Origin of the sequence: Polynucleobacter sp. HIN9, from assembly GCF_030297635.1 — a bacterium.
In the GTDB taxonomy this organism is placed as follows: domain Bacteria; phylum Pseudomonadota; class Gammaproteobacteria; order Burkholderiales; family Burkholderiaceae; genus Polynucleobacter.
Window position 1 is genome coordinate 532,987 of the sequence record NZ_AP028140.1, and the last position, 12,818, is coordinate 545,804.

Sequence of the window (12,818 nt, forward strand, 5' to 3'; positions counted from 1 at the left end):
AATTAGTCACGCAAGAGTTCATTAATAGCCGTCTTCGCTCTGGTTTGAGCGTCAACCTTTTTCACAATCACTGCCGCATACAAGCTGTATTTACCATTGCTTGCTGGAATCGATCCTGGAACCACGACGGATCCTGCCGGAACACGACCATAATGAACCTCACCAGTTTCGCGGTCATAAATCTTGGTACTCTGGCCAATATAGACTCCCATTGAGAGAACGCTGTTTTCTTCAATCACCACTCCTTCAACCACCTCGGAGCGAGCGCCAATAAAACAGTTGTCTTCGATGATGACAGGACCCGCTTGAATGGGCTCTAGGACACCACCAATACCTACGCCGCCAGAGAGGTGAACGTTTTTACCGATTTGCGCACATGATCCAACCGTGGCCCAGGTATCGACCATCGTACCTTCGTCCACATAGGCGCCAATATTGACATAGGAGGGCATGAGTACAACATTTTTGCCAATGAATGAGCCGCGACGAGCAAAAGCGGGTGGCACCACCCGAAACCCACCTTTGGCAAAGTCTTCGGATGAGTAATTTACAAATTTGCTGGGTACCTTGTCGTAAAACTGGGTAAAGCCACCGGCTGACATTGGCTGGTTGTCTTCAAGGCGAAACGAAAGCAATACCGCTTTTTTGACCCACTGATTGACATCCCATTGACCGACGGCTCGTTTTTCGGCAACCCGAATTGAGCCATTGTTGAGACCCTCTAAAACAGTGCTAACTGCTTGTTTAATCTCGACCGGTGCTGAGCTCGGAGATAAATTCCCACGGTTTTCCCAGGCTTGTTCAATAGTGTTTTGGAGGGCTTGCGTCATAAGGTGTAGATAACTATAGGATTGATAAGGATTTTTAGAAAAAACTGAAATATAAATACTTAATAGTCATTATATTGGGGCTTGTACGGAAGGGTTAAATGGTCCTGGGATTGTTATCATCTTGGATTAGAACGTTTAGACCATTAATCCCCTAATTTGCCTTACTAAGAAGAACATCCGTGCAACTGAAATCAATCAAATTATCTGGCTTTAAATCTTTTGTTGACCCAACCCATTTTGAGTTACCTGGCCAGTTAATTGGTGTGGTTGGTCCGAATGGTTGTGGTAAGTCGAACATTATTGATGCGGTTCGCTGGGTTCTAGGAGAGTCACGGGCGAGCGAGTTGCGCGGTGAGTCGATGCAAGACGTCATATTTAATGGCTCTGGCTTACGTAAACCATCTGGTCGGGCCAGCGTAGAACTCATTTTTGATAATGCCGATGGTCGTGCACAAGGTCAATGGTCTAGTTTTGCTGAGCTCTCAGTTAAGCGTGTTTTAACCCGCGACGGTAACTCAAGTTACTACATCAACAATCAGGTGGTACGCCGTAAAGACGTACAAGATATTTTTCTTGGAACCGGCCTTGGACCGCGTGCATACGCGATTATTGGCCAAGGCACTATTTCTCGTATTTTGGAGTCCAAGCCCGAGGAGTTACGCGTTTTTCTAGAGGAGGCTGCTGGCGTCTCGAAATATAAGGAGCGCCGCAAAGAAACCGCTGCCCGCTTAGAAGATACTCAGGAGAATCTCGTTCGCGTTCAGGACATTTTGCGGGAGCTAGAACAGCAGTTAGCACGTTTGGAAGCACAGGCTGAGGTGGCTAGTCGTCATAACGAACTGCTGACTCAGATGAAATCCCAGCAGCAATTGCTGTGGTTTGTAAAGCAAACAGAGTCGGGCAAGGAACAAGAGAAACATGCCAACTCGATTCGGGAAACCCAGGTCAAATTAGAAGAAGAAACTGCAAAGCTGCGTCACGCAGAGTCCGAGCTAGAAACGATGCGCACGCAGCAGTATGCACTGCAGGACGTGGTATCCAAAGCACAGGGCGATTTATACGAAACCAATGCGGAAATCAGTCAAGTTGAAGCCGAGATTAAATACGTTCATGAATCCCGCCAACGCCTTCAAGAGCAAGTCGCTGATTTGCAGGCCCAGCTTGATCGCTGGACTACGCAAGAGAAGGAGGCCGCTCAAGCGCAGCGCCAGGCTGAGCAAGAGTTCCGGGCTGCGAGTGAGAACGAGACAAAATTGCAAGCAGAGTTTGGGGCTCTGCAATCGCAAGCACCTTCTTATGATGAACGTTTGCAGTCGGCAACCCAAGCACTCGATGGCGCGCGTGCTGCATTAGCAAGCCTTGAGCAGCGACTTGTTAGTCTGCAAGAACGGATTCATGCTGGTGAAGCCCAGTTTGAAGACGCTACCTCACGGTCGACTCGTTTACAGGATGAGTTAGCGACGATGCGTAAACCAGATGACCAAGCATTGCAAATGGCTACAGATCGTCACATCATGGCTTTGCGCAAAGCGGAAGAGGCAAAAGCTAAGGCGCTTCAAAACCAAGAGCACGTGCCTGTCACCGATGCCAAGCGGCAAGCTGCATTGGATCAGATTCAAAAAGCCAATCAGGATGTGCAGCAAAGCGAGGCCAAACTCAGCGCACTGGCTGCTTTACAAGCAAGTGTTCAAGCACAAGGCAAGATTGGCCCTTGGTTAGAAAGTAAAGGCTTAAAAGAGAGTAAACGCTTATGGCAGGAGCTTAAAGTTGAAAAGGGTTGGGAGCCCGCTCTGGAGTCAGTATTACGCGAGCGCCTAGCGGCATTAACCGGTAAAAGTCTGAATGAGACTCTAAGCCTTGCTAAAGAGGCGCCACCAAGTCGCTTAGCCATTCTTTTGACCGATGATTTGGAGTCTGGGGAGATTAAGGCTCCATCGGGATTTGTGCCATTTATCTCACGTGTGCAGGCATCTGGTGTCATCGCCAATGTTTTGCAAGAGTGGTTGAGCAATATTTATATCGCTGATACCTTAGAGGATGCGTTACGGCGACGTACACAACTCACCCGTGGCGCTGCTTTGGTCACCGCACAAGGACATTTGGTGACGCGCGCTGGTGTCCAGCTGTATGCACCTGATTCTGAGCAGGCGGGAATGTTGGCTCGTGCACAAGAGATGGCAAGCCTTGAGAAGCAACTTAAGGCGCAACAGTTAATTCAGAGCGAGTTGCAAAGCGAGCTCGAGCAAGCTAATGCGAACTATCAGGCTGCACTTGCTGCTGCCGATCAATCCCGAGTTGCCGCAGAGCAAGCCGTTCAAGAGGCGCATGCCTTTGAAGTTGAAAAAATGCAATTAGTGCAAGCTAAAGAGCAGTACAGTACTCGGGCTGCACAAATCGATTCTGAGTTATCGGAAATTAATCAACAGTTAAATAGTATTTCTGTGACGAAGACTCAAACTGAAGAGCAGCTCCGTGATGCGAACGCACAAAAATTAGACCTGGAATCTCAGCTCTCAACAGCTCAGAATGACCTAGAGCAAGCGAGTGCTGCGCGCGAACAATTGCGCCTTACCTTGCGTCAAGCAGAAATGACCGCCCAAGAAGCCACATTTAATACTCGCTCCTTACAGCAACGCATCAATGATCTACAGCGTGATCAAAGTACTGCTAGAACCCAAATTATGGAGCTTCAGGACCGCTTTGATGCTAATCAAAACGAGCTAAAGACCTTGAGTGATGAGGCAGCACAAAACAAACTACAAAGCTTGTTGGTCACCCGTTCTGAGCGCGAGGCTTCGTTAGCAAAGGCTAGAACCGAGCAAGAGGCGATGCAGCACCAGTTACGTCAGGCGGATGAAGCGCGTTTAATGCTTGAGCAAACCCTACAGCCGATGCGCGACCGAGTGGTTGATCTGCAGTTGCGAGAGCAAGCAGCTCGCTTGAGTTATGAGCAGTTCACAACTTTATTGAATGACGATGAGGCGGATTACCAAGCACTTGCTGAGCGCTATAGCCCAGATCTGCGTGCGAGCAGTCTGCAAGGAGAGGTCACTCGCCTTAATAATGAGATTCAATCATTGGGACCCGTCAATATGGCTGCTCTTGATGAGCTATCGAGTAGCCGTGAGCGCAAGTCATTCTTAGATGCGCAATCAGCCGATTTAAATGAGGCGATCCAGACATTGACAGATGCGATTGCAAAGATTGATGCTGAGACACGTGATCTATTGCAAGGCACATTTGATCAGGTGAACACCCATTTTGGGCGATTGTTCCCTGAGCTCTTTGGTGGTGGTAATGCGCAGCTCGTTATGACAGGCGAAGAGATCTTAGATGCAGGTGTCCAAGTGATGGCGCAGCCGCCCGGTAAGAAAAATAGCACAATTCATTTACTCTCCGGTGGGGAGAAGGCTCTGACAGCTATCGCCTTAGTCTTCTCCTTATTCTTACTAAATCCAGCACCGTTCTGTTTGCTCGATGAGGTGGATGCACCCCTTGATGATGCGAATACAATGCGCTATTCTGAGATGGTCGCACGGATGTCGGATAAAACTCAGTTCGTCTTTATTTCACACAACAAGATCACCATGGAAATTGCCAGCCAATTAATTGGCGTTACGATGCAGGAACAAGGCGTATCGCGGATTGTTGCTGTTGATATTGCGTCGGCTGTTTCGATGGTGGAGGCGGCTTAATGCCGCTTGATCAGTTTGCATCTCAGTTGGGTTTATCAGAGCTTCAACTAGCGCTTGGAGCGGTTGGGGTTCTGTTCCTAACTTGGGTGGTGATCTATAACATTCGCAATGCTCGAGCAAAATCTAAAGTAACTGAAGAACGTGTTGAGCCAGATTCCAATGTCTCTAATGACGTTCCAATTGAGGCTTCCCCCGTTTCTGTCGATACAGTAAACCAAGGCCCAGCACCTCAAACGATTGATCCCCGGATCGATTGCGTGATCACTCTGCGTTTTAACCAAGCCATTTCTGGGTTGGAGATTTTGGAGGCTCTTAAATCGTGGAGCGATCTGCCAATTGCGTGGATGGCCGATGGGCTTCATGCAACCGGTGCAAATGAGGGTATTTGGGAGCCCCTAGAGGCAGATCATTCGTACTTAGAAATTCAGCTCGCGGTTCAACTCGCCAGTCGGCGTGGTCCCATTGGGGTTCTTGAGTTATCGGACTTTTGTTCCCGTGTTCAGGTATTGGCGGAGTCCTTGGATGCCCAAATTGATATGCCAGCTGTAAATACTATGCTAGAGAGTGCAAAAGAACTGGATGCCCTTGCTGCGCAAAGCGATATTTTGTTGGGAATGAACATTGTGTTTGATCAGCAAACATGGTCTTGGCCCCATATTGAGTCAGCCCTTACCCAAAGAGGCTACCGCATGAGCCCTCAGGGATATGCCTTTGAATATGCAGTAGATGGTAAGCCAGTATTTCGGACAGGGACATTTGATCGGCAAGCGCCAATTGGACAAATTACTTTCTTACTGGAAGTGCCTGTGGTTGCACAACATTTGCGACCCTTTGAGCTGATGCTCAATGAGGCTGCGGATGTGGCACAGACCTTGCAAGGACGCTTGGTTGATGACAACGGAGTTCACTTGACTGAGAACTCGGTGTATGTGATTCGCCAACAACTTGATTCTCTTTATGCTCAGCTTGACAAAGCAGGCATCCCTGCAGGGTCCGGCACTGCACTCCGTTTATTCTCTTAGGACAAGATCTTGAGTCAAGGTAGATCCTCGGCCGCGGATCGTTATCATTATTTACAGCAAGAACTTGCTCGTCTTGAGCATGCGTATTATGTTTTAGACCAGCCCTTGGTCCCCGATGCTGAGTATGACCGTTTGTATCGCGAGTTATTGGAACTTGAGGCCCAACACCCTGACTGGGTAACCCCTGACTCCTTATCGCAGCGGGTAGGAGGTGCTCCCCTTAAAGAATTTATGGAGATCAAGCACTCGGTCCCCATGCTTTCTTTAAACAATGCCTTTGAGGAGTCTGAACTCATTGGGTTTGATCGACGTTGTCGTGAGGGTCTAGGTTTAGATCGCGTGGAGTACGCATGTGAACTGAAGTTTGATGGCTTGGCAATCTCATTGCGCTACGAGAACGGTGTCTTGGTCCAGGCAGCAACCCGCGGCGATGGGGCAAGTGGCGAGGATGTAACGAGTAATATCCGAACGATTCGGGCAATTCCATTGCGTTTGTTGGGACCCAATCTTCCAAAGGTGATCGAAGTTCGTGGTGAGGTGTTTATGCATCGAACGGATTTTGAGAAGATGAACAAAATGGCTGCAGCCAATGGTGAGAAGGAATTTGCCAATCCTAGAAATGCGGCTGCAGGAAGCTTGCGTCAGCTAGATTCAAAGATCACTGCAAAACGTCCCTTAAGTTTTTTTGCCTATGGCCTGGGTACTTTAGAGCCAAGTCAATGGCTACCCTCAACCCATAGTGAGTTACTCAATCAATATGAATCACTTGGTTTACCTGTATGCAGAGAGCGCAGGGTAGTGGATTCGCTCGAGGGCTTGATGACGTTCTACACTGAGATTGCTGCTAAGCGTCAACAGTTACCGTATGAGATTGATGGTGTGGTTTATAAGGTGAACTCCTTTGCTGAACAAGCGCAACTAGGTTATGTATCACGCGCGCCACGCTTTGCCATTGCGCATAAATATCCTGCGCAAGAAGAAATTACCACGGTCCTAGGAATTGATGTGCAAGTGGGTAGAACTGGAGCGATTACACCTGTGGCTCGCTTAGCACCTGTTTTAGTAGGCGGTGTTACTGTAACCAACGCCACCTTACATAATGAAGATGAGGTACGACGCAAAGATGTTCGCATTGGTGACACGGTGGTCGTTCGTCGGGCGGGTGATGTAATCCCTGAAGTGGTATCGGTCGTTTTGGATCGTAGGCCAGTCAATGCACAAGTATTTATCATGCCAACCCGCTGCCCAGTATGTGAGTCCAATATTGAGCGCTTATCGGATGAAGCAGTTGCCCGCTGTAGCGGCGGCCTATTTTGTGCAGCACAGCGTAAGCAGGCACTATTGCATTTTGCACAACGCCGCGCGATGGATATTGAAGGCTTGGGTGACAAAATTGTGGATCAATTGGTTGATCTCAATTTGGTCCGAACACCAGCAGATCTCTATCGCTTGGGATTTACCGCTTTAGTCAACATGGAGCGCATGGGAGAGAAGTCCGCTGACAACCTTCTGCAATCCATTGCTCAATCCAAGAAAACCACCTTAGCGCGATTTATTTTTGGATTGGGGATTCGTCATGTTGGCGAAAGTACTGCCAAAGATCTTGCGAAGCACTTTGGAGGCATCCACGCCTTAATGGATGCACAAATGAATGAATTATTAATGGTCAATGATGTTGGACCGGTGGTTGCTGATTCAATTGTTAGTTTTATGTCAGAACCGCATAACCGCGAGGTCATTGAGCAACTACTCGCATCTGGTATCGAATTTCAGAAAGAAGAACGAATCGCAGCCGTTGATTTAAGTGGTAAGACCTTTGTTCTGACCGGAACACTCCCAACACTCTCTCGAGATCAAGCAAAAGAACTACTCGAGGCAGCCGGAGCTAAAGTGGCAGGCTCAGTCTCTCAAAAAACCTCATTCGTAGTTGCTGGCTCCGAAGCGGGAAGTAAGCTTGATAAGGCGAATGAGCTTGGTATACCGATCTTGGATGAGCTTGGCTTACTGAAACTTCTAGGCCGCTAACACTTCCAACAACTCAGTCTCGAGCTGAATTTGCAGCTTTGGATTCTTACTAAGATTGCTACCATCAAGCAACATGATGTCTTCAACGCGCTCACCCAAGGTATTAATACGTGCGGTATGAAGTGAGATTTGGTGCTTAACAAGCGCTTTAGCGACTGCGTATAGAAGACCCGAGCGATCTGCTGCCGAGAGGGTGAGAGCAAAGTATTGATTGCGTTCATCTGGCTGCAAATTAACCCTAGCTTGGATTGGAAAGCTTTTCGATTGTCGAGATAAACGACCCATATTGGGTTCTGGTAGAGGGGCCGATTTTTTGATGGACTCCGCAAGTTCATACTCAACTAACTGAATCAAGTCGCGATAGCTGCCACCTTCATCAACTAAATGACTGCCAGATATTTGGAAGGTATCTAAGGCATAGCCATGCTTTGTTGTATGAATCCGCGCATCCCAAATGGAAAAATGATGGCGCTCAAAATAGGCGCAGATGCGGGCGAATAAATCCAATTGATCTTTGACATAAACCGCGACTTGTAAACCATCGCCCGCTTGTGAGAGACGGGTACGGACAATTGGTTCATTCGTATGGACGTTTGCATAGAGGTGTCGTGTAAGCCACGCAATATCATTAGCCTCGTGGCGCAAGAAAAATGCCACATCTAATTTCTGCCATAAGGCTTGAGGTGCATCGTCATCAATTCCTGCTAGACGCAGTTGGGTTAACGCTTCCTCCTTATGCTGAATTAACTCCGACGATGGATCGGGTTTGGCGCCCCCTAGGACCCGAAGAGTTACTCGATAGAGGTCCTCTAGTAACTTACCTTTCCAAGCGTTCCAGACCTTAGGGCTAGTACCCCGAATATCCGCAACGGTCAGCAAGTAGAGTGCAGTTAAATGCCGTTCATCGCGCATGCGTTTTGCAAAGGCAGTAATGACCGTAGGATCCGTAATATCCTGCTTTTGAGCAATTTGACTCATTGTCAGATGTTCGGCAACTAACCAAACTAATAGCTCGGTTTCATCGTTGGCTAAGCCGTGGTCTTTGGCAAAGGTACGGGCATCGCGTTTGCCGAGTTCGGAGTGATCGCCCCCGCGCCCCTTAGCAATGTCATGGAATAGGGCAGCCAAGACAATAATCCAGTTTTTGTCAAAGCTTGCAATCAGGTTGCTACAGAATGGGAACTCATGGGTATGCTCAAGAATCATGAAGCGTCGCACGTTGCGCAAGACCATCAAGATGTGTTGATCAACGGTGTACACATGAAATAAATCGTGCTGCATTTGACCGACGATACGACGGAAGGATGGCAAATAACGTCCCAGAACACTGGTCTGATTCATTAGGCGAAACGCCGTGGTCACACCATCCGGTAATTTGAGTAATTCCATAAACACAGCACGATTTCGTGGGTCTTTGCGCCACGAGGCATTCATAAGCTGCCGTGCGTTATAGAGGGCCCGAAAGACGCTTGCTGACAAACCATTGATGGCTGGGTTTTGGGCAAACACTAAAAATGTCCGCAATATTTGTTCGGGATGTTTTTGGTAAAGCTGGGGATCAACAATATCTAATAAACCTTGGCGCTCGATAAACATTGTGTTATCGGGACCTGGGATGGGATAGGTCGTGCGTGACTCATTGGGAAATAAGATTGCTTCGATGTTTTGAAGCAGAATCATGTTGAGCTGGCTCACGGCCTTGGCCGCCCAGTAATAACGTCGCATCAGCTCTTCGCTGGCCAGCCTGCCTGATTCTTGATCAATCCCGATCTGCTTAGCCAGACCGGCTTGAAGATCAAATACCAGAACGTCTTGACGACGTTTTGCAAGCAAATGCAAATTAGCTCGAATGTTTTGCAATAACTTCTGATTGCGATTGAGTTCTTTGAGCTCGCGCTCTGTGATTAACCCTTTTTTGAATAAATCAGTAAAGCTATTGCCAAGGGATGCAGCTTTACTGACCCATAGAATGATTTGTAGATCACGCAATCCCCCTGGACTCTCTTTGCAATTTGGCTCGAGTGCATAGGGTGTTTCTTGAAACTTATAGTGACGCTGCTGCTGCTCCAATAACTTCGCCTGGAAGAATGCCTTGGGATCCATCGCTTCATCAAGACTGCGCTTGAATAACTTAAATAAGCCGCGATGACCACCAAGTAAGCGCGCCTCTAAAACCGAGGTACGCACGGTAATATCTTGTTGGGCTTCTGATAAACACTCGGACAGCGTGCGAACCGCAGAGCCGATTTCTAGACCCGAGTCCCAACACAGCGCAATGAAGGATTCCAGGTTGGACTGCAGTTGCGGATCCTCACTGCGTGCATCATCAAGCAAAATTAAGATATCAATATCGGAGTGGGGAAATAATTCAGAGCGACCATAGCCACCAACGGCTAGCAAGGCAGCATCTGTACTAAGATTGCAGCGATTCCATAAATCCAGCAACTGTTGATCGGTTGCTTGGGTTAAACGCTGCATTAACTTGCCAACATTCTGGTGAACTAAAAAATCAGAACACGCTAAGCTCCGTGCATCTTTGAGTGGATGGGATTCCGAACTCATGAGCGCGTTCTAAAGATGAGAAGAATCTAAGCAGCGACTACGCTGGGTCGGTAGTTTAGGCTGCCAACGCAAGCAGGAGCCTTTGGTGTATCTGCAGACCAAGTTAAGACCTCAACGCCATGGTGAGTGACTAAAACAGTGTGTTCCCACTGGGCTGAAAGACTACGATCTTTTGTTTTCACGGTCCACTGATCGGGCATGGTTCGGATCTCGCGTCGACCAGCATTAATCATTGGTTCAATCGTGAAGGTCATGCCTTCTTCTAATACTTCCCCGGTACCTGGTTTTCCATAATGAAGAATCTGAGGATCTTGATGGAATACTTTACCGATACCGTGGCCACAGTATTCGCGTACCACCGAGTAGCCAGCCTGCTCGGCATGCGACTGAATCGCAAAGCCAATATCGCCTAAACGCGCTCCAGGTTTTACCTGGGCGATGCCAAGCCACATGCATTCAAACGTGATTTGGTTCAATCGGGCAGCCAAGATCGAGATGTCGCCGACTGCAAACATCCGGCTGGTGTCGCCATAGTAGCCAGCTTGGGTAATGACCGTGATATCGAGATTAACCACGTCGCCATTTTTAAGTACTTTGTCACCTGGAATGCCATGGCAAATGACATCATTGACCGACGTGCAGATTGATGCCGGAAAAGGGGGGTAGCCTGGAGGTTGATAATTTAATGGGGCGGGAATAGTCTTTTGCACATCACGCATGTAGGCGTGACAAAGACGATCCAATTCCCCAGTACTCACGCCGGGTTTGACAAAGGGGCCAATGTAATCGAGAACCTCGCTTGCAAGGCGGCCAGCCTCTCGCATCCCATTTAGATCTTTTTCATCAGTAAATACGCTGTGCATAGCGCATATTATGGCCGAATCTGGTCGATTTCGAGTAACTGCTAAATCACTAGTGGATTGATATTTAAGGTATAATTCACAGATCGGTCTCATGGTGAGACTGAAATCCCAGATCAAGCCATCCAGGGTGGCGCTTTTGAGCGCAGTCAGGACTTGATCTTAGAACCAACCCTTAGGAGATTGTAATGTCAGTGACAATGCGTGAAATGCTGGAAGCTGGGTGCCATTTTGGCCACCAAACGCGCTTCTGGTCCCCCAAGATGGCCCCTTACATTTTTGGTCATCGCAACAAAATTCATATCATTAATTTAGAGAAGACCTTGCCCATGTTTCAGGATGCCCTGAAATTTGTGCGTCAGGTAGCTGCCAACCGCGGCACAATTCTCTTTGTTGGTACTAAGCGCCAGTCTCGCGAAATTATTGCCCAAGAGGCAACTCGTGCAGGTATGCCTTATGTTGATAGCCGTTGGCTTGGAGGCACCCTGACCAATTTCAAAACGGTAAAGGGTTCGATCAAGCGCTTAAAAGATATGGCCGCTGCAAAAGAGGCGGGCGATTGGGAGAAGCTCTCGAAAAAAGATGCCCTCACCAATGAGCGTGAGTTTGATAAGTTACAAAAATCACTTGGTGGTATTCAAGACCTCAACGGTGTACCGGATGCTATTTTTGTTGTGGATGTGGGCTATCACAAAATTGCAATTACCGAAGCCAACAAATTGGGTATTCCTGTGATTGCCGTAGTGGATACCAATCACTCACCAGAGGGCGTTGATTACATTATTCCGGGTAACGATGACTCGAGTAAAGCAGTCATTCTTTATGTTCGCGGTATTGCAGATGCCATCCTAGAAGGTAAAGCAAATGCGGTACAGCAAGTCCTCGAGTCTGTTAAAGAGGGCGAAGAAGAGTTTGTTGAAGAAGGGAAGGAAGACTGATGCCCGCGATTACCGCAGCAATGGTTGGCGAACTCCGCGCCAAAACCGACGCTCCCATGATGGAGTGCAAAAAAGCATTAACGGAAGCCGATGGTGATTTAGCTAAAGCCGAAGAGATCCTGCGTGTAAAGTTGGGAAGCAAGGCCAGTAAAGCTGCATCACGGATTGCGGCAGAGGGTGTAATTGTTTCCCATATTGATGGAACAACCGGAGCTTTATTGGAAGTGAACTGCGAGACTGATTTTGTATCCAAAAACGATGACTTCTTGGCATTTAGTAATGGCTGCGCCAAGCTGGTTGCCGAGAAAAATCCCGCAGATGTCGCCGCTTTGGCCGCTTTAGAACTCAATGGTAAGCCTGTCGAGGCTGTGCGCACCGAACTGATCGGAAAGATCGGTGAGAACATGAACCCCCGCCGCTTCAAACGTTTTGCTGGTGGTGGCCAACTGGTTTCTTATCTTCATGGCAACCGAATCGGTGTGATGGTGGAGTATGAGGGTGATGCAACAGCAGCGAAAGATGTTGCCATGCACATTGCCGCAATGAAGCCTGTTTCTCTATCGACTGCTGACGTTCCCGCAGAAAATATTGCAACCGAGCGTAAGATTGCTGAGCAAAAGGCTTTGGAGTCTGGCAAGCCAGCTGATATCGCTGCCAAAATGGTTGAGGGTTCGGTTCAAAAGTATTTAAAGGAAGTCTCTTTATTGAACCAAGCTTTTGTAAAGAACGACAAGCAAACCGTTGAGCAAATGCTAAAAGCAGCCAATACGACGATTAAATCCTTCACCCTTTACGTTGTCGGCGAAGGAATTGAAAAGCGTCAAGATGACTTTGCTGCAGAAGTTGCTGCCCAAGTTGCTGCTGCAAAGGCAACTGCCTAAGGTAT

8 protein-coding genes are annotated in these 12,818 nt (G+C 48.1%); 5 read left to right on the forward strand and 3 right to left on the reverse strand.

Features of this window, described 5'->3' with window-relative positions:
- Window positions 1-2: 2 nt before the first annotated feature.
- Window positions 3-830: a 2,3,4,5-tetrahydropyridine-2,6-dicarboxylate N-succinyltransferase gene (gene dapD / locus QUE62_RS02780; protein WP_286262141.1), complete on the reverse strand. Its 828-nt coding sequence runs from the start codon at window positions 828-830 to the stop codon at window positions 3-5.
- Window positions 831-1,009: 179 nt separating this feature from the next.
- On the opposite strand from dapD, the gene smc reads away from it, so the two are divergent.
- From smc to ligA, 3 genes are read left to right on the forward strand one after another with little or no spacing between them, the layout of a single operon-like run.
- On the forward strand, window positions 1,010-4,525 hold the full coding sequence (gene smc, locus QUE62_RS02785; RefSeq protein WP_286262143.1) for a chromosome segregation protein SMC: 3,516 nt from the start codon (window positions 1,010-1,012) through the stop codon (window positions 4,523-4,525).
- Window positions 4,525-5,547 (forward strand): cell division protein ZipA C-terminal FtsZ-binding domain-containing protein, encoded by a 1,023-nt coding sequence (locus tag QUE62_RS02790; protein ID WP_286227159.1) that lies wholly within the window; start codon window positions 4,525-4,527, stop codon window positions 5,545-5,547. The genes smc and QUE62_RS02790 overlap by 1 nt, the downstream gene beginning before the upstream one ends.
- A gap of 9 nt (window positions 5,548-5,556) precedes the next feature.
- Complete coding sequence (ligA, locus tag QUE62_RS02795; RefSeq protein WP_286227160.1) at window positions 5,557-7,572, forward strand: NAD-dependent DNA ligase LigA; 2,016 nt, start codon at window positions 5,557-5,559, stop codon at window positions 7,570-7,572.
- Here ligA and QUE62_RS02800 read toward each other — a convergent pair.
- Entirely contained in the window at window positions 7,561-10,134 is a 2,574-nt protein-coding gene (locus QUE62_RS02800) for a [protein-PII] uridylyltransferase (protein ID WP_286262145.1), read from the reverse strand. The two genes, ligA and QUE62_RS02800, sit on opposite strands and share 12 nt — an antisense overlap.
- Before the next feature lie 26 nt (window positions 10,135-10,160).
- The gene (map, locus tag QUE62_RS02805) at window positions 10,161-10,997 is read right to left on the reverse strand and encodes a type I methionyl aminopeptidase (protein ID WP_286227162.1); all 837 of its coding nucleotides are present in this window, start codon (window positions 10,995-10,997) and stop codon (window positions 10,161-10,163) included.
- Between the two features lie 185 nt (window positions 10,998-11,182).
- On the opposite strand from map, the gene rpsB reads away from it, so the two are divergent.
- Both rpsB and tsf read left to right on the forward strand, forming a co-directional pair.
- Window positions 11,183-11,932, forward strand: a complete 750-nt coding sequence (rpsB, locus tag QUE62_RS02810; protein ID WP_286224327.1) for a 30S ribosomal protein S2 — start codon at window positions 11,183-11,185, stop codon at window positions 11,930-11,932.
- Complete coding sequence (gene tsf / locus QUE62_RS02815; RefSeq protein ID WP_286224328.1) at window positions 11,932-12,813, forward strand: translation elongation factor Ts; 882 nt, start codon at window positions 11,932-11,934, stop codon at window positions 12,811-12,813. The genes rpsB and tsf overlap by 1 nt, the downstream gene beginning before the upstream one ends.
- Window positions 12,814-12,818 lie beyond the last annotated feature (5 nt).